The following is a 21,279-nucleotide window of genomic DNA, read 5'->3' as shown; positions in this document are numbered from 1 at the left end:
TCCATGGCATTGAACCCACGGCCGGGCATCGGCCGCCGCATTGCCTTGGCCGGAGCCGGCGCCCTCCTGGGCGCACCGGCCGTGCTGGCGCAGGGAACCGGGACCTTTCCGAACCGCCCGGTCCGCGTCGTCGTTGCCTTCGCCGCCGGTGGCAATTCCGACACCATGGCGCGGCTGATCCAGCCCAGGATGTCGGAATTCCTCGGCCAGCCCGTGGTGGTGGAGAATCGCGGCGGTGCGGGCGGCGCGCTGGCGGCCGGCCAGATCGCGGCGGCCCCGGCAGATGGCCACACGCTGCTGCTCGATGCTGCCTCCTTCATCATCGCGCAGTTCATCCACCGCAACCTGCCCTTCTCCTATGAAAGGGACTTCCAGCCGGTCGGCATGGTGGCGGAAGTGCCCTACATCCTGGCCGTCTCCAGCGGCACCGGCATCGAGGACATGAAGGGTTATGTCGAGCAGTCCCGGATCGCCCAGGGCGGGATGCCCTACGGTTCCCCGGGCATCGGCAATATCGGCCATCTGGCCGGCGCCCTGCTGGCGCATCGCACTGGCGCGAGGATGGAGCACATCCCCTATCGCGGCGGCTCCGAGGTGGCGCGGGACCTCGCTGCGGGCACGCTACCCTCGGGCTATCTTTCGGCCAGCTCCCTGGCTCCGGTGCTCGATGCGGGGAAGGCGCGGGCCATCGCGCTGACCTCGGGCGAGCGGCGCGGCGGGATCGAGGGCGTACCGACCATCGCGGAATCCGGCTTCCCCGGCTTTGACCTGACGAGCTGGAATGCCCTGTTCTGCCGCACAGGCACGCCCGAGCCGGTCCGGCGACGGCTGGAAGAGGCGGTGAACTTCGCCAATGCCGATGAGGAGGTGCGGCGGCGCCTGGCCGGGATGGGTGCGGTGGCCACGCGGGCGGAGGCGGACAAGCTGGCGGCGCGGCTGGTGAGCGAGCGGACGCTGGTGCAGGGGCTGATGCGGGATACGGGAATCAGCTTCGGGTAGGGAATGCCGGGGGGAGGTATCCCCCCGGACCCCCTTCTATTTTTGTCCGTAGCGCTGGTGCGCTGGTGGCACGGGTGCGCCCGGTAAACTCGAAGAAAAAGATGAGGGTCCGGGAGAATTCCTTCTCCCGGCCTTTTTTCTTCAGCCGACGATCTCAGACCCGGCAAAGAAGAACGCAATCTCGGTGGCCGCGTTCTCGGCGCTGTCCGAGCCATGGACCGAGTTCGCCTCGATGCTCTCGGCGAACAGCTTGCGGATGGTGCCCTCGGCCGCGTTGGCGGGGTTGGTGGCGCCCATGATCTCGCGGTGGGCGAGCACGGCGTTCTCGCCTTCCAGCACCTGCACGACCACGGGGCCGGAGGTCATGAAGGAGACCAGGTCCTTGAAGAAGGGGCGGTCCTTGTGGACGCCGTAGAAGGTCTCGGCCATGTGCTGGGACATCAGGATGCGCTTCTGGGCGACGATCCGCAGACCCTTCTCCTCGAAGACGGCATTGATCTTGCCGGTGAGGTTCCGGCGGGTCGCGTCGGGCTTGAGGATGCTGAAGGTGCGCTCGGTGGCCATGGTGGCGGATTCCTGTGTGATTCGGAGGGGCGGGTAGCGGCGTGGGCGCCGTTCCGCAAGGGGGAGGGATGTGAACCCTTAGCGGGAGGGGGTTCCCGGGAAGTCGTTCCGCGCCACGCGGAGCAGGGCGTAGCCGAGCAGACCCGAGACGAGGGAGCCCGCCAGGATGCCGATCTTCGCCTCCGACTGGAGGAGGGCCTCGCCGGGGAAGGCCAGCAAGGTGATGAACAGGCTCATGGTGAAGCCGATGCCGCAGAGGAGGGCGGTGCCGAAGAGCTGGGTGCGGCTGGCATAGGCGGGCATGTCCGCAAGCCCGAGGCGGATGGAGAGGGTCGCCGCCCCGAACACCCCGACCGCCTTGCCGATCAGCAGGCCGAGGCCGACGCCGAGGGTGGCGGGCGCCGTCAGGGCGGAGGCCGGCAGGCCGAGGACGGGCACCCCGGCATTGGCCAGGCCGAAGATGGGCACGATCAGGAAGCCGACGGGGATGAGAAGTGCGTGCTCCAGCCGGTGCAGGGGGCTGGCCACCTCGTCATCGGGGGCGGCGGCGCGGGAGCGCAGGGGGATGGCCAGGGCCAGGAACACCCCGGCCAGGGTGGCGTGAACGCCCGAACGCAGCACCAGCACCCAGAGCACGAGGCCGAGAACGAGATAGGGCGCCAGCCGCAGCACCCCCGCCCGGTTCAGCCCGAACAGGAGCGCCAGCACCACCGCGGCCCCCGCAAGATCCGGCAGGGAGAGGCCGGAGGTATAGAACAGGGCGATGATGATGACCGCGCCGAGGTCGTCGATGATGGCCAGCGCCGCCAGGAACACCCGCAGCGAGGCCGGGACGCGGTTGCCGAGCAGGGAGATGACGCCGAGGGCAAAGGCGATGTCGGTGGCGGCCGGGATGGCCCAGCCATGGGCGGTCTCGCCGGGGTTCAGGGCCAGGTAGACGATCGCAGGCACCGCCATGCCGCCGGCGGCCGCGATACCCGGCAGGGCCCGGCGCGGCCAGGTAGAGAGCTGGCCGTCCAGCGCCTCCCGCTTGATCTCCAGCCCCACCAGCAGGAAGAACACGGCCATCAGCCCATCATTGATCCAGTGCTCGACCGAGAGGGGACCAAGATGGGCGTGCAGGGTGGCCTGGTAGGCGCCGAGCAGCGGCGAGTTGGCGATGAGCAGCGCCAAGGCCGCCGCCGCCATCAGGACGAGACCGGCGGAGGACTGCCCTTCCAGGAAGCGGCGGAGGGCGCTGGGCCGGGACTCGTGCTGCGAGGTCATTATGCGTCCTAGATCGTGCGGGCATGGCCCTAACACGGGCGGGGGCGAAGGTGAGCGCAGATCGAGGGTTGCTCCCGGAATGATGCACCGCATCATGGCCGTTCCAACGGGGGCCCTGGCGGTCTAGAAGCCCTTCATGACTGTTCTGGCCATCCGCGACCTCACCATCCGCATGGCGGGCCGCACCCTGCTCGACAATGCCAGCCTCCAGCTCGACCCCGGCCGCAAGGTCGGACTGGTCGGGCGAAACGGCGCCGGCAAGTCCACCCTGTTCCGGGCGCTGACCGGCGCGCTGCAGCCCGATGGCGGCGAGATCCGCATCGCGGCCCGCGCCCGCATGGCCCATGTGGCGCAGGAGCAGCCGGGCACGGACGTGTCCCTGATCGACACGGTGCTGGCCGCCGACACCGAGCGCGCGGCCCTGCTGGCCGAGATGGAACATGGCGACCCCTCCCGCGTGGCCGAGGTGCAGGAGCGGCTGATCGCCATCGGCGCCGATGCTGCCCCGGCGCGGGCCGGTTCCGTGCTGGCGGGCCTCGGCTTCGACGGCGAGGCGCAGCTTCGTTCGGTGAAGGAATACTCGGGCGGCTGGCGCATGCGCGTGGCGCTCGCCTGCGCCCTGTCGCTCGAGCCCGACCTGCTGCTGCTGGACGAGCCGACAAACCACCTCGACCTCGAGGCGACGATCTGGCTGGAGGGCTGGATCAAGCGCTTCCCCGGCGCCGCCATTATCATCTCCCACGACAGGGAGGTGCTGGACGAGTGCGTGGACAGCATCGCCCATCTCGATCGGGGCAAGGTCACCCTCTATCCCGGAGGCTATTCCGAGTTCGTGCGCATCCGCACGGAGCGCATGGCCCAGCAGACCGCCGCCAACGCCAAGATCGTGGCCGAGCGAGCCCATATGCAGGCCTTCGTGGACCGCTTCCGGGCCAAGGCCAGCAAAGCCCGCCAGGCGCAGTCCCGCATCAAGGCGCTGGAGAAGCTGCCGCCCGTATCCGCCGTGGTGGAGGACGGGGTAACGCGGTTCGAATTCCCCGACCCGCCCTCCGTCTCGCCGCCGATCCTGACGATGTATGGCGCCTCGGTCGGCTACGGGAACCGCACCATTCTGCGGAACCTGGAACTCCGGCTGGACCAGGAGGACCGGATCGCGCTGCTGGGCGCGAATGGCAACGGCAAGTCCACGCTGGCGAAGCTGATCGCCGGCAAGATGGAGCCGATGTCGGGCGAGGTGCGCCGGGCGCCGCGGCTGAAGATCGGTTATTTCGACCAGCACCAGGCCGAAGCCCTGGACATGAACGGCACGCCGCTGACCCATATGCAGGCCGCGATGCCGCAGGCGACCGTGACCCAGGCCCGCTCCCAGCTCGCCCGCTTCGGGCTGGATGTGGACCGGGCGACGACGAAGATCAGCGACTGCTCGGGCGGCGAGAAGGCCCGGCTGCTGCTGGCGCTGACCACCCGTGATGCCCCGCAGCTGCTGATCCTGGACGAGCCGACCAACCATCTGGACATCGACGCGCGCGAGGCGATGGTTCGCGCCCTGGCCGACTACAAGGGCGCCGTCGTCCTCATCACCCACGATCCTCACATGGTGGAATTGGCGGCCGACCAGCTCTGGCTGGTAGCGGATGGGGTGGTGAAGCCCTTCGACGGCGATCTGGCCGATTACCGCGCCTGGCTCGCCGGCCGGGCGCGCGATGCCCGCAGCGAGGCGCGAGCCGCCGCACGGGGGGATTCCGACGCCCCGGCCAAGCCCACCGCCGCCAGCCGTGCTGCCACCCGCGCCGCCATGGCCCCGATCCGGGAGCGGGTGAAGGAGATCGAGGCGCGGATGGAGAAGCTGCGCCTGGAGGACCGGCTACTGGAAAAGAAGCTCTCCAACACCGAGACCTATGCCCGCTTCAAGCCCTCCGACATCGCCTGGGCCAATACCCGCCGGGCCGCGATCGCCTCCACCATGGCGAAGCTGGAGGAGGAGTGGCTGGAGCTCTCGGAGAAGCTGGAGGCGGCCTAGCCCGGCGGCGCATCCCGCGGAACGGATCCTGGCTCGCCGCGCTTGAAGGAGGCGGGCCGCGTGGTCAGCTGCCGCGGGGACGGGGCGGCTGCAACCGCCACCTCACGGGGAACCGCCATGCTGCGACGCCGCCTGCTGACCGCCGGACTTGCCGGGCTGCTGCCCGCCCTGCCCGTGCTCGCCCAGCCTGATCCGGCGCCGGAATTCGTCGGGCTGGAGGGCTGGATCAACAGCGACGCGCCGCTCACCCTCGGCGGGCTGCGCGGCAAAGTCGTGCTGGTCGATTTCTGGACCTATTCCTGCATCAACTGCCGCCGCACCGTGTCCTATCTCAACCGCTGGCAGGCGGAGTTCGGGCCGCACGGGCTGCAGGTGATCGGCATCCACACGCCCGAATTCGGCTTCGAGCGGGCGCGCCGCAACGTCGAGGATTCCGTCCGCGAATTCGGCATCCGCTATCCCGTCGGCCAGGATAATGCTCGCCGGACCTGGCGCGCCTGGAACAACCGTGCCTGGCCCGCCTTCTACCTGCTCGACCGGGGTGGCCGGGTCGTGCTGCTGCGCGAGGGCGAAGGGCATGCGCGGGAGATGGAGGGAGCAATCCGAGGGCTTCTCGGCCTGTCCAGCCGCGCCTCGGTCTGGCAGGCCGAAGACGATCCGGACCTGTCCCGCATCCGCACGCCGGAGATCTATTTCGGGGCTATGCACCCCACACCGCAGGACCGTGCCCAGTCGCCCCGGCGGGGGGAGGCGGCCTATCAATACGGCCGTGGCGCGGGGCCCATGCTGAATCGCTACGAGCTGGACGGCAGCTGGGATCGGCAGGAAGAGGAGTTGGTGCTCCGTTCGCCCCAGGGCGGCCTTCGCATGCGCTTCTCGGCCGCGAAGCTGCATCTGGTGGCCGCCGCGCCCGGGCCCGCACCGCTGCGCGTTCGCGTCGACGGCGGCGAGGCCCGGGTGATCGAGGTGGGCCGGCCGACGCTCTACACGTTGCTGGACGGCAGCCTGTATGGCGAGCACCTGCTGGAGGTCGAGGCGACGACCCCCGGCCTGTCGCTGTACAGCGCCACCTTCGGCTAGGCCGCGCGGCGCTCCGCGCCCGTCGCAGCCGTTGCCCGCACCCGGTTCAGCACCATGCGGTCATGCAGCTGCGTAACGGTCGCCGAGCCCGTGCGGGTGAACAGGAAGGGCAGGATCGCGTGCACGAAGCAGGCGAAGGAGCCCAGCAGCATGCGCCAGCCGAACCAGGCGGCGGTGTGCATGTGCTCCGTGTAGCTCTCGCCGACCGAGGCCGGATGCTCCGTGAAGGAGGGGCGCGCCATGTCCGTGATTCCTGGATGACTTTGGGCAGGGTAGGGGTACCGGGCCGGTAAGGGATTGCGTTCTGTTCCCTGTTTTCCCAGGATTGCGCGATTCTGTGCCCCCGGTTACCGATCTCGCGCAAAAGGATTTCCATGGACGCGTTCGACCGCAAGATCCTGGACCTTCTGCAGGAGAATGCGACCCTGTCCGTCGCCGAGGTCGCCGAGCGGACAGGGCTGTCCCCCTCCCCCTGCTGGCGCCGGATCCGCCGGCTGGAAGAGGAGGGGGTGATCCGCCGGCGGGTGGCGTTGCTGGATGCGGGCAAGATGCGGGTGGGGGTGACGGTCTTCGTGACGATCCGCACCAACCGGCACAGCATGGACTGGGCGGAGCGCTTCTGCCGGGCGGTGAGCGACATCCCGGAGGTACTGGAGTTCCACCGGATGAGCGGAAGCGTGGATTACCTGCTGCGGGTCGTGGTGCCGGACATCGCCGCCTATGACGGGGTGTACAAGCGGCTGATCGAAATGGCCGACCTGTTCGACGTCAGTTCCAGCTTCTCGATGGAGCAGATCAAGTACACCACCGCCCTGCCCACGGCTTACGCGCCCTGACGGGATTTGAAGCGGGCCCGATCCGCACTACCCTGCCGACAGGAACGGGAGGGAACGCATCATGTCCACAGGCCTTCGCAAGGGTCTCACCAGCTACGGCGATGCCGGCTTTTCCCTGTTTCTCCGCAAGGCCTTCATCAAGGCCGCGGGATATTCGGACGACGCGCTGGACCGGCCGATCATCGGCATCACCGACACGGCGAGCGACTACAACCCCTGCCACGGCAATGCGCCGCAGCTGATCGAGGCTGTCAGGCGCGGCGTAATGCTCTCGGGCGGGCTGCCCATGGCCTTCCCGACCATCTCGATCCACGAGAGCTTCTCCCACCCCACCTCCATGTATCTCCGCAATCTGATGGCGATGGATACGGAGGAGATGGTCCGCGCCCAGCCCATGGACGCGGTGGTGCTCATCGGCGGCTGCGACAAGACGCTGCCGGCCCAGATCATGGGTGCGGCGTCTGCCGGCATTCCGGCCATCGTGGTGCCCGTCGGCCCCATGGTGGTCGGCCATCACCGGGGCGAGGTGCTGGGCGCCTGCACGGATTGCCGGCGGCTCTGGGGCCAGCACCGCGCGGGCAAAATCGACGAGGCCGAGATCGAGGTCATCAGCGGCCGGCTCGCGCCCAGCGTCGGCACCTGCATGGTGATGGGCACGGCCAGCACCATGGCCTGCATGATCGAGGCGCTCGGCCTCTCCCTGCCCTACAGCGCCGCCATTCCCGCCCCCCATGCCGAGCGCTTCCGCTGCGGCGAGGCGAGCGGCCGTGTGGCGGTGGAGATGGCCCGCCGCGGCGGGCCCGCGCCCAAGGCGCTGCTCACCGAGGGCTCGCTGCGCAACGCGATGACGGTGCTGCAGGCGATTGGTGGCTCCACCAACGGCCTCGTGCACCTGGCTGCGATCGCTGGGCGCGTGGGGCTGCGCGTGGACCTTGAGGAGTTCGACCGGATCGGCCGCGAGGTGCCCGTGCTGATCGACCTGAAGCCTTCGGGCGACCACTACATGGAGCATCTGCACCATGCCGGCGGCGTGCCGCGCCTGCTGCAGGAGCTGGAGCCGCATCTGGACCTTGACGCGCCCACCGTCCTCGGCGGCACGCTACGCGACTACCTGGCCCTGGCCGAGGATGTGCCCGGCCAGACCGTCATCCGCTCGCGGGCCAACCCGCTGAAGTCCACCGGCGGCATGGCGGTGCTGCGCGGCAACCTGTGCCCTGATGGCGCCGTCATCAAGCACGCCGCCGCCACCGCCGCCCTGCTGCAGCACACCGGCCGCGCCGTGGTCTTCACCAGCGTGGAGGACATGACCAACCGGATCGACGACCCCGAGCTCGACGTGACGGCCGACGACGTGCTGGTCCTGCAGAATGCCGGCCCCAAGGGGGCGCCGGGCATGCCGGAGGCGGGGTACCTGCCCATCCCGCGCAAGCTGGCCCAGGCCGGGGTGAAGGACATGGTGCGCATATCCGACGCCCGCATGTCCGGCACCGCCTTCGGCACCATCGTGCTGCACATCACGCCCGAGGCCGCCGTCGGCGGTCCGCTCGGCCTGGTGCGGGATGGCGACCGGATCACGCTGGATGTTGAGAAGCGCCGGATCGACCTGCTGGTGGACGACGCGGAGCTGGAGCGGCGCAGGGCCGGGTTCACCCCACCCCGCCTGGCGCCGAAGCGCGGCTATGCCAAGCTGTTCCACGACACCGTGTTGCAGGCCGACCGGGGCTGCGACTTCGACTTCCTGGCCGGGGAGGATGACGAGGCCTGAGACCGGCCGGGTCTGGTCCCCTGGCCCTGGAGAGGGCGCTGCCCTCTCCAGACCTCGCCCGCCAAGGGCCTGAGGCCCCTGGACCCCCATCTGGCTGCCGCGACCCATTCCTCTGACCTGTCAGTCGCCTCGGGTCATGGACCCGAGGCGCACCGCCAGCCGAGTATCTCCACTCGAAAAGAAAGATGATGGAGAGGGGTCCGGGGAGAGGAAGAATTCTTTCTTCCTCTCCCCGGGTTCACCAGCGCCGCCGACGCCTACTGCGAGGCGAGGCTCCGCTGCAGCCGGGCAATCGCACCGGGCAGGCCACGCACCTTCAGCACGCGGCCGTTCTCGTCATAGTCCTCGGACAGGACGCGGGCGCTTTCGTACACCTCGCCGATGAGGCCCTGCTTCGCGTAGGGCAGCACCAGCACGTCCTCCACCATCTCCGCCTCGAAGAAGGCGATGATGGTGTCGCGGAGTGCGCTTACGTCTTCAGGGCGGTGGGCAGAGAGCAGGATGGCGTCCGGGTGCTTTTCGATGAGGGCGGCGCGGCCGGCGGCGTCCACGCGGTCCATCTTGTTCAGCACGAGGCGGGAGGGGACTACATCCGCGCCGATTTCGCGCAGCACGCTGCGGCTCACCTCCAGCTGCGCCTCATAGGTCGGGTCCGAGGCGTCCACGACGAAGAGCAGCAGCGAGGCTTCCAGCGCCTCCGTCAGCGTGGAGCGGAAGGAGGCGACGAGGTCGTGCGGCAGCTGCTTGATGAAGCCCACGGTGTCGGAGATGAGGACGCGGGGGCGGGTTTCCGGTTGCAGAATTCGGACGGTAGTGTCGAGGGTGGCGAAGAGCTTGTCCTCCACCAGCACCTGACTGCCGGTAAGCGCCCGCATCAGGGAAGACTTTCCGGCATTGGTATAGCCGACGAGGGCCACCCGCAGCTGGTCCCGCCGGGCGGAGCGGCGGTTGTCGCTGTCGCGCTGCACCGCCTCCAGCTGCTCCTTCAGCTCGGCGAGACGGTCGCGGATCTTGCGACGGTCGAGGTCGAGATTGCTCTCGCCGGCGCCCGGGCCCTGCCGCCGCTCGCCGCCGCCCGAGGATTCGCGCAAACGGGGCGCGACGTATTTCAGCCGCGCCATCTCCACCTGCAGCTTCGCTTCGCGGGTATTGGCGTGGCGGTGGAAGATCTCGACGATGACGCCAGTGCGATCCAGCACCTGGGCGCCGGTGGCGCGCTCGAGATTGCGGATCTGGCTGGGCGAGAGCTCATGGTCGACGATGACGAATTCGGGCTTGCGGGCCGCGTCCGCATCGGGCTCGGGGATGTCAGCGGCCTCGGCGGCGCCTTCGAAGCGGGCCCGCGCCTTGGATCGCGGAGGCGGCGCCATCGTGCTGACCACGCCGGTGCCACCCGTGAGCGCCGCAAGTTCGGCCAGCTTGCCGGTGCCGAGAAGCGAGCCGGCGCCGGTTCCTTCGCGCCGCTGCGATACGGTACCGACCACCTCGTAGCCCAGCGTCTTCACTAGGCGCCCCAGCTCCTCGAGGCTGGCCTCATGGGCGACATCGTCGACCTCGGGTGTCTGAATGCCGACGAGAACGGCGCGCGGGGTAGGGGGCTTGGTCTCCATTGTGGTCATCTAGCATGGAACGGCGCAGGTCCGGCACGGCTGCACGCTTATCCCGCCTTTCGCGCGGGCGTAGCCCAGGCTGCGAACGTCCGCCGAAACCGATCTCTACGCCTGGATGGGCGCCGCCCAGGGAGGCACCGGCAATGTCACGATGGTTGTCGTGCTGAGCCGTTGCGCTCGGCCCGTTTGCATGTGGTGGGTGACCGCACACATTCTTGCTGGCCGCGGACGCGCGAGGACGTGGACGGCGGTGGTGTTCTCCGTGCGGGGCTGCTGCCAGGGATTGAGGCGAAGGCGCGGCTCGCGGTCCTCACGCGTAAGCCGCATGAGAACCGCGTACTGATCCGACGGGGCGAGGTCTTCAACCCGGATGGGCTGCGGCTTCGACTCGTGGAGCAGAAGCCGCATCAGGTCACGCCGGGCGGGGAACGGCCTGACGGGCGAGCAGCTTCCAGGCGCCGCCCTGCTTCTGCCATACCAGCAGCACGCCGATCCGCACGTTGCCGGGCCGCCCGCCATCGGCGGTCTCGGCTGTGAGGATGTGGCGGACGAGGGCGACATCGCCGGAAAAGGCCACGGTCTGCTCGGAGAGGGTGATGCTGCGGAAGACGCTGCGGCCTTCCACGATGGCCGCGACGAACTGCGCCTTGTCCTCCACCCGTCCGGAGGAGTGGCCGTAGCTGAGCCCGTCGGCCGCGATCGCCTCCAGCTTCGCGCGATCGGCCGAGACCATGGCCTCGCGCAGCGCCTCCACAGCCTGGGTGACGGCGGCTTGGTCCGTGGACTGGGCTGAGGCGGGCGAGGCGGCGAGCAGCGCGAGGCCCCCGGTGGCGATGGCGAGATGGCGGCGGGACTGGGGCATCGTATTCCTCCTGAAGGGCTTGGGCGGCGTGCGCCGCGAGAGAGCCTAGGGGGGCAGCGGGTTGCCCGCCATGGGGGATGCGCTCAGCATCGCGCTGGGCTGCCATCACACCAGCCTGCGGGCCATGGGGGCTGGCAGCTCGGGACGCTGTCCATGGCGGCGCCGGGATTGGTGCCGATCTGCGACGCGCCTTTGCCACGGCTCCACCTCATGGCGCCGGCATTGCGGGGCGGTGCCGTTGCGGATGCCCGCCTCGGTCTCCGGGTGAGGATGAGCGCGTCACTGGGCCAGGCACGGCTTGGGATCGGGTTCCGGTGTATTGCGCTGGCCGCCGCGGGCCGGGCGGGCCTCGTCGGGGCGATCCGGCCGATACTAGCCGGGATGGGGGCTTGCGATTAAGAGTGCCCGCATGTTCGAGAACGTTCCGCTCCCCGGCCCGCGCCAGGCGCCGCTTCCGGAAAAGGCCCGCGCGCGCCGCATGCCCGAGCCGCTGGTTGGATCCTCCCCATGCGCGTGATCGTCACCGGCGGCGCCGGCTTTATCGGGTCCGCCCTTGTCCGGCTGCTCGTGCTCGAGCAGGGGCATGAGGTGCTGGTGATCGACAAGCTCACCTATGCCGGCGACCGCCGTACGGTCGCCACCTGCGAGGGGCGGCCCGGCTTTGCCTTTCTGCAGGCCGATATCTGCGACGCCGAGGCGATGCGTACGGCCTTCCAGGATTATGCGCCGGATGCGGTGATGCATCTGGCGGCCGAGAGCCATGTGGACCGATCCATCGCCTCGGCCGCGCCCTTCATCCAGACCAACGTCATGGGCACCTTCGCCCTGCTGGAGGCCGCCCGCGCGCTGGTGGCCGGGTATGAGCCCGCGCGGCGGGAGGACTTCCGCTTCCTGCATGTCTCGACGGACGAGGTGTTCGGCTCCCTCGGCCCCACGGGTGCATTCACCGAGACCACGCCCTACGATCCGCGCTCGCCCTATTCGGCGAGCAAGGCGGGGTCCGACCACTTGGCGCGGGCCTGGCACGAGACCTACGGCCTGCCGACCATCATCACCAACTGCTCGAACAACTACGGGCCCTACCACTTCCCCGAAAAGCTGATCCCGCTGGTCACGCTCAATGCGCTCGAGGGCAAGCCGCTGCCGGTCTATGGCGATGGCGGCAACGTGCGCGACTGGCTCTTCGTCGAGGACCATGCGCGCGCCCTCCTCGCCGCCGTCACGCGCGGCGTGCCCGGGCAGACCTACAATGTCGGCGGGCGCGCGGAACGGACCAACCTGCAGGTCGTCCACGCCATTTGCGACACGCTGGACCGGCTCCGCCCGGCAGCAAGCGCCCGGCGCGAGCTGATCACCTTCGTCACTGATCGTCCCGGCCATGACCGGCGCTATGCGATCGATCCTGTGAAGGCAGAGCGGGAACTGGGCTGGCGCGCCTCGGTCACCTTCGAGCAGGGGATCGAGCGCACCATCGCCTGGTACCTGGAGAACGAGGCCTGGTGGCGCCCGCTGCGCGACAAGTACGGCGGGGAACGGCTGGGGCTGCTGCCCGGTACGGAGAAGACGCAATGAAGGGCATCATCCTCGCGGGCGGCAGCGGCACGCGGCTGTATCCCGCGACGCTCGCTGTCTCGAAGCAGCTTCTGCCGGTCTTCGACAAGCCTATGATCTACTACCCGCTCTCGGTGCTGATGCTCGCCGGGATCCGGGACATCCTGCTGATCTCCACCCCCCACGACCTGCCGCTGTTCTGCCGGTTGCTGGGCACCGGGGAGCAGTGGGGGATCAACCTCACCTATGTGGAGCAGCCGCGGCCGGACGGGCTGGCCCAGGCCTTCATCCTCGGCGAGGAGTTCCTCGCGGGCTCCCCCTCCGCCCTCGTGCTGGGGGACAACATCTTCCACGGACACGAGCTGGACGAGCGGCTGCTGGAGGCCCGGGTAGAGGGCAACGGCGCCTCCGTCCTCGCCTATCGCGTGGCGGATCCGGAGCGCTACGGCGTGGTGGAGTTCGACGCCGACTACCGTGCCCTGTCGCTCGAGGAGAAGCCCCTCAAGCCGCGCTCGGACTGGGCAGTGACGGGGCTGTATTTCTACGACGGCCGCGCCTCTGAACTCTCCCGCTCCCTCAAGCCCTCGCCGCGGGGCGAGCTGGAGATCACCGACCTCAACCGCCTCTATCTCGAGGAGGGCACGCTGCGGGTGATCCGCCTGGGCCGTGGCTATGCCTGGCTGGATACGGGCACGCATGACAGCCTGCTGGAGGCCGGCGAGTATGTCCGCGCCATCGAGAAGCGCACGGGCATGAAGGTGGCGGCACCGGAGGAGGTAGCCTGGCGCGGTGGCTTCATCACCGACGACCAGCTGCGGGCGCTGGCGCGCAGCCAGAGCAAGAGCGGCTATGGAAAGTATCTCGAGGGCCTCATCGGCCAGGTCTGACACGCCTGGCTGCCCGGCGGCCGCAACTTCGCCGGGGGCGAGCGTTTCCAGAGTAGATGGGGATGCGTCGCGGGCGGGGCCGCAGGACGGGATGAGCGAGGGGCGGGGTTGTGGTTAGGGCCTCCGGGTGCGGGCGGGCGCTGCGCCTCGCGCTGCTCGCGCTAGCCTGGATGGCGGGACCGGTGTCGGCCCGGGGCCAAGCGGTTCCGTCGCCCGGTGCTACCGCTATCGCCCCGGCCGCCATCACCCCAGCCACAGTCGGCGCTCTGCGGCCGGTGCTGGCCATCTCGACCGGGAGCCCGGAGCGCCACCTCGCCGCCCCCGTCACGGTGGAGGGGCTGGTCTTCGTCCTCACGCCCTTTCCCCACACCCTCCTCGCGATCGATCCTGCATCGCCCTCCGCACCCATCCACTGGCAGTTCACGCCGGAGGCCGCCCAGATGGCGCGCGGCCTTTCCCTCGGGCAGGCGGCGGGTGGGGTCACGGCGGAAGGCGGGCGCCTTTTCGTGGCGACGCTCGACGGGCACGCCATGGCGTTGGAGGCCGGCAGCGGCCGCGTGATCTGGGATGCCCGCGTCGCCGATCCCGCGGCCGGAGAGACCCTGGCGGCCGCCCCCCTGGTCACGGGTGGCCGGGTGCTGCTGGGCAATGGCGGCGACGATTTCGGGGCACGCGGCTGGATCGCGGCGCTGGATGCCGGGACGGGGCGGCCCTTCTGGCGGCAGCACAGCACCGGGCCGGATGCGGAGGTGGGCATCGGCCCGGGCTTCCGGCCCTTCTATCCGACCGAGCGCGGGGCTGATCTGGGACAGGCGAGCTGGCCGCCCTCGGCCTGGCGGCAGGGCGGTGGCGGCGTGTCCGGGCCGATCATGTTCGACCCCGTGCTGAACCTGATCTTCCACGGCACCGGCCAGGCCGCGCCCTGGAACCCCGCGCGGCGCCCGGGCGACAACCGCTGGACTGCCGGCCTCTTCGCCCGTGATCCGGAGACGGGCGCGGCCCGCTGGTTTGCCGGCTTCAACCCGCACGATCCGCACGCGCTGGGCAGCGCGACCGGCAATCTGGTGGCGGAGCTTGACTGGCGCGGCAACCGGCGCCGGGTGCTGATCCATCCCGACCCGAACGGGCGCGTCTATGTGCTGGATGCCGCGAGCGGCGAGATGCTCTCGGCCGAGCCTTTCGTGCCGGTGAACGCTATCACGGGCGTGGATCTGGCCTCCGGTCGGCCGCGATACGATGAGGCCCGGCGACGGGACAGCAACGGCACCGTTGGGGGTGTCTGCCCGGGGCGACCGGGGGCGCTGGGCGGCGATGCGGAGTTCCGGCCGGAAACCGGGCTGCTGTATCTGCCCGCCAGCCGCATGTGCATGGACATTGAGTTCCGCGATGCCGGCTATATCCGCGGCACGGCCTATACGGGCGCCAATCTCCGCCTCATCCCGTCTTTCGGCGTGTCACGCGGGGCGCTGGTCGGCTGGGATGTCGCGGCGGCGCGCCCCGCCTGGGTGGTAGATGAGCCCTTTCCGCTGGGCGGCGGTGTGCTGGCCACGGCGGAGGGGCTGGTGTTGTACGGCACGCGGGACGGGTTCCTGAAGGCGCTGGATGGGCGAAGCGGCCGGGAGCTCTGGCGATACCAGGCCGGCACGGGGGTCATCTCCCGCCCCGTTGCGTTCCGCGGTACGGATGGGCGTCCCTACCTTGCTGTGGTGGCGGGGGATGGCCGTGGGGCGGGGCGGGAGATCGATATGCGCGACGCCAGCGCCGATTCCGGCCTTGCCCAGGCCCTGCGCGACCTGCCCCCGCCGCGGGAGCCGGGCGGCACCATCCTGGTCTTCGGCCTGCCATGAGGGGCTGGCACGCGGGCGTGCTGGCGCTGCTGCTGCTCGCGGGCTGCAAGCGAGAGGCGCGCGAGACACGGACGGACCCGCCCGTGGCCGAGGCGCTGGACGCGGTGGCGGCCATGCCGATCGGGATCAATGGGCGCCCGCCGGCGGTGCTGGCCGTGATGGGCGAGCCCTACCGTGGCAATGCCTATCAGCTCTCCCAGGGAAAGCGGCTCTATGCGGGGTTCAACTGCCAGGGCTGCCATGCCGATGGCGGCGGCGCCTCCGGGCCCGCGCTAATGGACGGTTGGTGGCGCTACGGGCCCGATGCGGTCTCGATCTTCCTCTCGATCCGCGATGGCCGGCCGAACGGCATGCCCGCCTTTCGCCACGCGATGACGAGCGAGCAAATCTGGCAGCTCACCGGCTATCTGCAGAGCCTGGGCGCGACGCGGGGCAGCGCCGCCGCGACCAGCCGGAACGACGCCCTGCAGACACGCCCCTCGGAAAACCGGGTGCCGAGCATGGGCGCGCTTCCGCCACCATGAGGCGGCTCCTTCCCCTCACCGCGCTGCTCTGCGGGGGCTGCTCCGGCTGGCAATCCGCGAATGATCCGGCCGGGCCGATGGCGCGGGAGCTGGACGGGCTGTTCTGGCTGTTCACCGCCAGCTGCACGGTGGTGTGGCTGGCCGTGATGCTCGTGCTCGCCGCCGCGCTGCTGCGGCGGCCGCCAGCGAGCGAGGACGGGGCGGCGCGGGCGTCCCGGCGCTCGGCCCGGGTGGTGGGCGGCGCGGTAGCGGCGACGGTGCTGGTCATCATCGGGCTGACGACCGCGAGCTATCTCGCCACGCGCAGCGTCGCCAGCGACCAGCCGGACGCGCTGGTGATTCGCGTGCGCGGCTATCAGTGGTGGTGGGAGGTGACCTATCCCGACCCGCGCCCGGACCGCGTGCTGCTGACCGCCAACGAGATCCACATTCCCGTGGGCCGCCCCGTGCGGATCGAGCTGGGGGCGGCCGATGTCATCCATTCCTTCTGGGTGCCCAACCTCTCGGGCAAGCAGGACATGATCCCCGGCCGCAGCAACAGCCTGGTGCTGACGGCCGAGCGGCCCGGCACCTATCGCGCGCAATGCGCCGAGTTCTGTGGGCTGCAGCACGCGCATATGGCGCTGCACGTCGTGGCCGAGCCGGAAGAGGACTTCGAGCGCTGGCGCGACGCCCAGCTCGCCGAGGCGGCGGCGCCTGGAAACGCGGAGGAGGAGGCGGGGCGCCGCATCGTCGAGAGCCGCGCCTGCGCCGCCTGCCACACGCTGCGCGGCACGCAGGCCGCCGGCAATCTCGGGCCGGACCTCACCCATGTCGCGGGCCGGCAGTTCATCGCGGCGGGGATGCTGCCCTCTACCCGCGGCGCGCTGGCCGCCTGGGTCGCCGACCCGCAATCCGTCAAGCCCGGGAACAACATGCCGATGGTGCCGCTGAACGCGGAGGAGTTGCAGGCGGTGTCCGCCTATCTGGCGAGGCTGCGGTGAATCCGGACCGCGATTTGCGCGACGTCGCGCTCGACCCTGCCGGCACCAACACGGCGGCGCTGGAGGCGCGTCTGGCGCGCACCTGGCACACGCCGCCGGGGCTGTGGGGGTTCCTGGCCACCGTGGACCACAAGCGGATCGCCATCCGCTACATCGTCACCGCTTTCGCCTTCCTGCTGCTGGGCGGCGTGCTGGCGATGCTGATCCGCTGGCAGCTCGCCCAGCCCGAGGCGCGGGTGATGGGGCCGGATTTCTACAACCAAGTCTTCACCGTCCACGGCTCGACGATGATGTTCCTCTTCGCCGTGCCCGTGATGGAGGCGGTGGGGGTGTTCCTCGTGCCGCTGATGCTGGGCACGCGCAACATCGCCTTTCCCCGGCTGAACGCCTTCTCCTACTGGGTGTATCTGGCGGGCGGGCTGGTGTTGTGGGTGGCTTTCATCCTCGATATCGGGCCGGATGTGGGCTGGTTCGCCTATGTGCCGCTGTCCGGCCCGCAATTCGCCTCCGGCAAGCGCGCCGATATCTGGGCGCAGATGATCACCTTCACCGAAATCGCGGCGCTGGCCATCTCGGTGGAGGTGGTGGTGACGGTGCTGAAGCAGCGCGCGCCGGGCATGACGCTGGACCGCATCCCGCTGCTCGTCTGGGCGATGTTCGTGACCTCCTTCGTGGTGATCCTGGCGATGCCGGCCATCGTGCTGGCGACCACCATCCTCATCCTTGATCGCCTCGTGGGCACGCATTTCTTTAACCCGGCCGAGGGCGGGGACGTGCTGCTGTGGCAGCACCTGTTCTGGTTCTTCGGGCACCCCGAGGTCTACATCATCTTCCTGCCCGCTGTGGGCATGGTCTCCTCCATCCTGCCGACCTTCGTGCGGCGGCCGATCTTCGGCTATCTGCCGCTCGTGATGGCGCTGGTGGCGACCGGGCTGCTCGCCTTTGGGCTGTGGGTGCACCACATGTTCACCACCGGGCTGCCGCGGGTGGGGGAGAGCTTCTTCACCGCCTCCTCCATGGCGATCGCCGTGCCGTCGGGCATCCAGATCTTCTGCTGGCTGGCGACGATCTGGCTGGGGCGGCCGGTCTTCCGCGTGCCCTTCCTGTTCATCCTCGCCTTCTTCTTCACCTTCGTGCTGGGCGGGCTGACGGGGGTGATGGTGGCTTCCGTGCCGCTCGATACGCAGGTGCACGACACCTATTTTGTCGTCGCCCATTTCCACTACGTGCTGGTGGGCGGCGCCGTCTTCCCGCTGCTCGCGGCGGTGTACTACTGGTTTCCCAAGGCGACGGGGCGGATGATGAGCGAGCGCCTCGGGCGCTGGGTCGTCGGGCTGCTCTTCCTCGGCTTCAACTTCACCTTCTTCCCCATGCATATCCTGGGCCTGCAGGGCATGCCGCGGCGGGTCTACACCTACCAGGCGGACATGCCCTGGGGCGGGATGAACCTCTTTGTCAGCCTGTGTTCCATCGCGCTGGCCGCGGGCTTCGTGCTGTTCTTCATCGACCTGATCCGCAGCGCGCGGCGTGGCCCACCCGCCGGCGACAATCCCTGGGGTGCGTCGACGCTGGAATGGGCCACCTCCTCGCCCCCGCCGGCCTACAACTTCGCGCGCATTCCCGTGGTGACGGGCGCCAACCCGCTCTGGGAGGAGCGGGAGGCGCTTCCCGTGGCAGTCGGTTTGAGCGTGAACCGGCGGGAGCTGCTGGTCACCACCACGGCCGAGGTGCGGGAGACCTCGCCGGGCGATTCCATCTGGCCGTTCCTGGCCGCGATCGCGACCACGATCATGCTGGTGGGTTCCATCTTCACGCCCTGGGCCGTGGTGTGGGGCGCCATTCCCGTCGCCGTCACGCTCATCGGCTGGTTCTGGCCGCGCGGCACGGCGGAGGATGATTCGTGAGGCCGCGCATCGTCCAGGACCTGTCCGACCTGCCGCTGCACGGCTCGGGCACCGCGAGCATGACCTGGTGGGGCACGCTCGCCTTTATGCTGATCGAGGGAACGGGCTTCGCGCTGGCGATCGGCGTGTATCTCTACCTCGCTGCCCTCGCGCCGGAATGGCCGCCGGGCAATGCGCCGCCCGACCCATTCTGGGGTACGCTGATCACAGCGACGCTCGTCGCCAGCGTGGTGCCGAACGTGATGCTCTCGCGCTGGGCGGCGGCGCAGGACCTCCGCCGCGTGCGCATCGGCATCGTGGTCATGTCCGTGGTCGGGATCGTGCCGTTGGTGATGCGAATCTACGAGTTCGGCGCGCTCAACGTCTCCTGGGACAGCAACGCCTATGGCTCGATCACCTGGGTGCTGCTCGGGCTGCACACGACGCATCTGGTCACCGATGTGGCGGATACGCTGGTGCTTGCCGCCGTAATGTTCACGCGCCACGGCGACAACAAGCGCCGCCACGGCGACGTCCAGGACAACGCGATGTATTGGAACTTCGTCACGCTCAGCTGGCTGCCCGTCTATGCCTGCCTCTACGGGCTGGCGAGGCTGTGATGGGTTTGCGCCCCCAGTCCCTCCTGGCCTGGGCCGGGCTGGTGATCGGGCCGGCGGCCTGGGCGGCGAACACGCAGCTCGGGCAGATGCTGCCCTATCCGGGATGCGGGGCGGGGTTCCGCTTCAGCCTTCCTCTCTCGGCAGTGGCGGTGCTGCTATCGGTGCTGGGGTCCGGCCTGTCCTGGCGGGTCTCGTCATTCCGGCGGCGGGATGCGAGCATGCTGGGTTTCCTGGGCTCCCTCGGCGCACTCACCGGACTGCTGGTCGCCTTCGCGCTGCTGTTGCAGGCCCTCGCCTCCGTGCTGGTCAGCCCGTGCGCGCGCTGATCGTCGCCTTCGCCCTCCTGCCCGGCGCCGCCGCGGCGCATGGGGGTGAGGCGCACGACCACGCCGCGGGATGGACCTTTGATCCCTGGGTGGTGACGCCGCTTCTGTTCTCGCTGCTGCTCTACGCCGCGGGCACGCTGCGGCTGTGGCGACGCGCGGGCTTCGGGCGCGGAATCGGCGTGCCGCAGGCCGCGGCCTATCTGGCCGGGTGGCTGTCCATGGCCGGCGCTCTGCTCTCGCCGCTTCACTGGTTCGGCGAGCGCGTCTTCACGCTGCATATGATCGAGCATGAGATCGTCATGGCCGTGGCCGCGCCGCTGCTCGTCCTCGCGCGGCCGGCGGGGGCACTGGCCTGGGCGCTGCCGCGTCCCTGGCGGCGTTGGCTGCGGCATGTCCGCTCCCTTCGCGCCATTTGGGCCCTGGCGACGGTGCCGGCCGTGGCGACCATCGCCCATGGCGTGGCGATCTGGGCCTGGCACATCCCCCCGCTGTTCGACGCCACCGTGGGGAACGTGCTGCTGCACCGGCTGCAGCACCTGAGCTTCATCCTCACCGCGCTGGTGTTCTGGTGGGCGCTGCTGCGGCGCTGCCACGCGGGTTCCGCCGTCTTCCACCTCTTCGTTACCATGATGCACACGGGAATCCTGGGCGCGCTGATGGCCCTCGCCCCGCGTGTCCTCTACGCGACGCAAACCGCTCAATCCGACATCTGGGGGCTGACGCCGCTCGAGGACCAGCAGCTCGCCGGGGTAGTGATGTGGATTCCGGCCGGCACCGTCTATGCCGGCGCGGCGCTCGGCTTCCTGGCCGCCTGGATCGGGCGCTCGGGGCAACGGCAGGAGGGTACGCATGCGCTCCCCGCGCCCTAGCCTCGGCTGGCGCCCGGCGGCGCGGCTATTAGCGCTCGGCCTGCTCGGCTTGGCGACGTTGCGCGGCCGTTCCGCAGCCCCGCAGCCCGCCAGCCCGGCACCCTTGCCCGCCCGGCGCACGCGGTGGTGGCTCCTGTTCAGCCTCGCCGCAGTGCTGGCTCTCACCGCAGCCGGCGCGGCAGGCTGGCAGGTGATGCAGCGCCGTGAGGCCGAGACGCTAGCCCGCGCCCTGACCGGCGGCGAACCCGACCGCGCCATTCCGCTGATGATCCGCTACGGCTGCGGCGGCTGCCATGCCATTCCCGGCGTACCCGGCGCGGATGGCCGCGTGGCGGCGCCTCTGTCGGGCCTGCGCGAGCGCGTCTATGTCGGCGGGGTGGCGCGCAACACGGCGGCGAACATGGTGGCCTGGATCGTCGATCCGCGCGCGATGTCGCCGCGCACGGCCATGCCGGCGACGGGCATCACCGAGGCGGAGGCGCGGGACGTGGCGGCGTATCTGTACGCGCGGTGAACCTGGTGCCTGTGGCCCCAGGGTGAGGCCTTGCCTCCACCCCCTCCACCGTGGAGCCTGAGGCTCCCCGGACACCACCATCTGTTTTGAGTCGGGTATGCCGAGGGTCGATGACCTTCGGCGCCCGACATGTCAGGCGGGGTGCCCGAAGCAACTGCGTGCAGCGCTTCCATTGATCGTCTTGCTCGACGCGAAACCGATCGCGGGGTCCGGGGTGGCCGTTGCCACCCCGGCGTGTGGTCTAGGGGAGCGGCGCTCCCCTGGGGTCGCCCG

20 protein-coding genes are annotated in these 21,279 nt (G+C 69.9%); 15 read left to right on the top strand and 5 right to left on the bottom strand.

Going from position 1 to position 21,279, the window contains the following annotated elements; translation table 11 throughout:
* Positions 1 to 3 precede the first annotated feature (3 nt).
* The gene (locus ACVBD7_RS18315) at positions 4 to 999 is read left to right on the top strand and encodes a Bug family tripartite tricarboxylate transporter substrate binding protein (RefSeq protein ID WP_458094677.1); all 996 of its coding nucleotides are present in this window, start codon (positions 4 to 6) and stop codon (positions 997 to 999) included.
* Positions 1,000 to 1,140: 141 nt separating this feature from the next.
* Here ACVBD7_RS18315 and ndk read toward each other — a convergent pair whose 3' ends face one another.
* Both ndk and nhaA read right to left on the bottom strand, forming a co-directional pair.
* Complete coding sequence (gene ndk, locus ACVBD7_RS18310) at positions 1,141 to 1,563, bottom strand: nucleoside-diphosphate kinase (protein ID WP_458094676.1); 423 nt, start codon at positions 1,561 to 1,563, stop codon at positions 1,141 to 1,143.
* Positions 1,564 to 1,641: 78 nt separating this feature from the next.
* Positions 1,642 to 2,829, bottom strand: coding sequence for a Na+/H+ antiporter NhaA (gene nhaA, locus ACVBD7_RS18305; protein ID WP_458094675.1), 1,188 nt, complete (start codon positions 2,827 to 2,829; stop codon positions 1,642 to 1,644).
* Positions 2,830 to 2,965: 136 nt separating this feature from the next.
* Here nhaA and ACVBD7_RS18300 point away from each other — a divergent pair, with 136 nt between their 5' ends.
* Both ACVBD7_RS18300 and ACVBD7_RS18295 read left to right on the top strand, forming a co-directional pair.
* Entirely contained in the window at positions 2,966 to 4,849 is a 1,884-nt protein-coding gene (locus ACVBD7_RS18300; protein WP_458094674.1) for an ABC-F family ATP-binding cassette domain-containing protein, read from the top strand.
* 117 nt (positions 4,850 to 4,966) lie between these two features.
* Positions 4,967 to 5,929 (top strand): redoxin domain-containing protein, encoded by a 963-nt coding sequence (locus ACVBD7_RS18295; protein ID WP_458094673.1) that lies wholly within the window; start codon positions 4,967 to 4,969, stop codon positions 5,927 to 5,929.
* Here the strand turns inward: ACVBD7_RS18295 and ACVBD7_RS18290 are convergent.
* Positions 5,926 to 6,171, bottom strand: a complete 246-nt coding sequence (locus ACVBD7_RS18290) for a DUF6356 family protein (protein ID WP_458094672.1) — start codon at positions 6,169 to 6,171, stop codon at positions 5,926 to 5,928. The genes ACVBD7_RS18295 and ACVBD7_RS18290 overlap by 4 nt on opposite strands.
* Before the next feature lie 132 nt (positions 6,172 to 6,303).
* Between ACVBD7_RS18290 and ACVBD7_RS18285 the strand changes: the two genes are divergently transcribed.
* Together ACVBD7_RS18285 and ACVBD7_RS18280 are read left to right on the top strand one after the other, a co-directional pair.
* Positions 6,304 to 6,765 (top strand): Lrp/AsnC family transcriptional regulator, encoded by a 462-nt coding sequence (locus tag ACVBD7_RS18285; RefSeq protein ID WP_458094671.1) that lies wholly within the window; start codon positions 6,304 to 6,306, stop codon positions 6,763 to 6,765.
* A gap of 61 nt (positions 6,766 to 6,826) precedes the next feature.
* Entirely contained in the window at positions 6,827 to 8,530 is a 1,704-nt protein-coding gene (locus tag ACVBD7_RS18280) for an IlvD/Edd family dehydratase (RefSeq protein WP_458094670.1), read from the top strand.
* A 257-nt stretch (positions 8,531 to 8,787) separates the two neighbouring features.
* Here the strand turns inward: ACVBD7_RS18280 and hflX are convergent, their stop codons facing one another.
* Both hflX and ACVBD7_RS18270 read right to left on the bottom strand, forming a co-directional pair.
* Positions 8,788 to 10,140, bottom strand: a complete 1,353-nt coding sequence (gene hflX / locus ACVBD7_RS18275; protein ID WP_458094669.1) for a GTPase HflX — start codon at positions 10,138 to 10,140, stop codon at positions 8,788 to 8,790.
* 412 nt (positions 10,141 to 10,552) lie between these two features.
* On the bottom strand, positions 10,553 to 11,002 hold the full coding sequence (locus tag ACVBD7_RS18270) for a nuclear transport factor 2 family protein (protein ID WP_458094668.1): 450 nt from the start codon (positions 11,000 to 11,002) through the stop codon (positions 10,553 to 10,555).
* Positions 11,003 to 11,509: 507 nt separating this feature from the next.
* Between ACVBD7_RS18270 and rfbB the strand changes: the two genes are divergently transcribed.
* The 10 genes from rfbB (at position 11,510) to ACVBD7_RS18220 (ending at position 21,006) form a co-directional block, all read left to right on the top strand.
* A complete protein-coding gene (rfbB, locus tag ACVBD7_RS18265; RefSeq protein ID WP_458094667.1) occupies positions 11,510 to 12,574 on the top strand; it encodes a dTDP-glucose 4,6-dehydratase in 1,065 nt (354 codons plus the stop codon).
* Positions 12,571 to 13,440 carry a glucose-1-phosphate thymidylyltransferase RfbA gene (rfbA, locus tag ACVBD7_RS18260; protein WP_458094666.1) on the top strand — a complete coding sequence of 290 codons (870 nt, stop codon included), beginning with the start codon at positions 12,571 to 12,573 and terminating at the stop codon, positions 13,438 to 13,440. Before rfbB ends, rfbA begins: the two co-directional genes overlap by 4 nt.
* Before the next feature lie 110 nt (positions 13,441 to 13,550).
* Positions 13,551 to 15,287, top strand: coding sequence for an outer membrane protein assembly factor BamB family protein (locus ACVBD7_RS18255; protein ID WP_458094665.1), 1,737 nt, complete (start codon positions 13,551 to 13,553; stop codon positions 15,285 to 15,287).
* Positions 15,284 to 15,811 carry a c-type cytochrome gene (locus ACVBD7_RS18250; RefSeq protein WP_458094664.1) on the top strand — a complete coding sequence of 176 codons (528 nt, stop codon included), beginning with the start codon at positions 15,284 to 15,286 and terminating at the stop codon, positions 15,809 to 15,811. Before ACVBD7_RS18255 ends, ACVBD7_RS18250 begins: the two co-directional genes overlap by 4 nt.
* Positions 15,808 to 16,794, top strand: coding sequence for a cytochrome c oxidase subunit II (coxB, locus tag ACVBD7_RS18245; RefSeq protein WP_458094663.1), 987 nt, complete (start codon positions 15,808 to 15,810; stop codon positions 16,792 to 16,794). The genes ACVBD7_RS18250 and coxB overlap by 4 nt, the downstream gene beginning before the upstream one ends.
* Complete coding sequence (gene ctaD, locus ACVBD7_RS18240) at positions 16,791 to 18,698, top strand: cytochrome c oxidase subunit I (protein WP_458094662.1); 1,908 nt, start codon at positions 16,791 to 16,793, stop codon at positions 18,696 to 18,698. Before coxB ends, ctaD begins: the two co-directional genes overlap by 4 nt.
* Positions 18,695 to 19,297 (top strand): cytochrome c oxidase subunit 3, encoded by a 603-nt coding sequence (locus ACVBD7_RS18235; RefSeq protein WP_458094661.1) that lies wholly within the window; start codon positions 18,695 to 18,697, stop codon positions 19,295 to 19,297. Before ctaD ends, ACVBD7_RS18235 begins: the two co-directional genes overlap by 4 nt.
* The gene (locus ACVBD7_RS18230; RefSeq protein ID WP_458094660.1) at positions 19,297 to 19,623 is read left to right on the top strand and encodes a hypothetical protein; all 327 of its coding nucleotides are present in this window, start codon (positions 19,297 to 19,299) and stop codon (positions 19,621 to 19,623) included. The genes ACVBD7_RS18235 and ACVBD7_RS18230 overlap by 1 nt, the downstream gene beginning before the upstream one ends.
* A complete protein-coding gene (locus ACVBD7_RS18225) occupies positions 19,611 to 20,492 on the top strand; it encodes a cytochrome c oxidase assembly protein (RefSeq protein ID WP_458094659.1) in 882 nt (293 codons plus the stop codon). Before ACVBD7_RS18230 ends, ACVBD7_RS18225 begins: the two co-directional genes overlap by 13 nt.
* Positions 20,493 to 20,550: 58 nt before the next feature.
* Positions 20,551 to 21,006 (top strand): c-type cytochrome, encoded by a 456-nt coding sequence (locus ACVBD7_RS18220; RefSeq protein WP_458094658.1) that lies wholly within the window; start codon positions 20,551 to 20,553, stop codon positions 21,004 to 21,006.
* The last annotated feature ends 273 nt before the right edge of the window (positions 21,007 to 21,279 follow it).

The sequence above is a fragment of the Roseomonas sp. WA12 genome (assembly GCF_054165765.1).
This window is presented reverse-complemented; position numbering and strand designations above follow the sequence as displayed.

Coding starts and splice junctions, on each gene's coding strand:
- ACVBD7_RS18315 (WP_458094677.1), top strand. CDS start 4: ATGGCATTGAACCCACGGCCGGGCATCGGCCGCCGCATTGCCTTGGCC.
- ndk (WP_458094676.1), bottom strand. CDS start 1,563: ATGGCCACCGAGCGCACCTTCAGCATCCTCAAGCCCGACGCGACCCGC.
- nhaA (WP_458094675.1), bottom strand. CDS start 2,829: ATGACCTCGCAGCACGAGTCCCGGCCCAGCGCCCTCCGCCGCTTCCTG.
- ACVBD7_RS18300 (WP_458094674.1), top strand. CDS start 2,966: ATGACTGTTCTGGCCATCCGCGACCTCACCATCCGCATGGCGGGCCGC.
- ACVBD7_RS18295 (WP_458094673.1), top strand. CDS start 4,967: ATGCTGCGACGCCGCCTGCTGACCGCCGGACTTGCCGGGCTGCTGCCC.
- ACVBD7_RS18290 (WP_458094672.1), bottom strand. CDS start 6,171: ATGGCGCGCCCCTCCTTCACGGAGCATCCGGCCTCGGTCGGCGAGAGC.
- ACVBD7_RS18285 (WP_458094671.1), top strand. CDS start 6,304: ATGGACGCGTTCGACCGCAAGATCCTGGACCTTCTGCAGGAGAATGCG.
- ACVBD7_RS18280 (WP_458094670.1), top strand. CDS start 6,827: ATGTCCACAGGCCTTCGCAAGGGTCTCACCAGCTACGGCGATGCCGGC.
- hflX (WP_458094669.1), bottom strand. CDS start 10,140: ATGGAGACCAAGCCCCCTACCCCGCGCGCCGTTCTCGTCGGCATTCAG.
- ACVBD7_RS18270 (WP_458094668.1), bottom strand. CDS start 11,002: ATGCCCCAGTCCCGCCGCCATCTCGCCATCGCCACCGGGGGCCTCGCG.
- rfbB (WP_458094667.1), top strand. CDS start 11,510: ATGCGCGTGATCGTCACCGGCGGCGCCGGCTTTATCGGGTCCGCCCTT.
- rfbA (WP_458094666.1), top strand. CDS start 12,571: ATGAAGGGCATCATCCTCGCGGGCGGCAGCGGCACGCGGCTGTATCCC.
- ACVBD7_RS18250 (WP_458094664.1), top strand. CDS start 15,284: ATGAGGGGCTGGCACGCGGGCGTGCTGGCGCTGCTGCTGCTCGCGGGC.
- coxB (WP_458094663.1), top strand. CDS start 15,808: ATGAGGCGGCTCCTTCCCCTCACCGCGCTGCTCTGCGGGGGCTGCTCC.
- ACVBD7_RS18230 (WP_458094660.1), top strand. CDS start 19,297: ATGGGTTTGCGCCCCCAGTCCCTCCTGGCCTGGGCCGGGCTGGTGATC.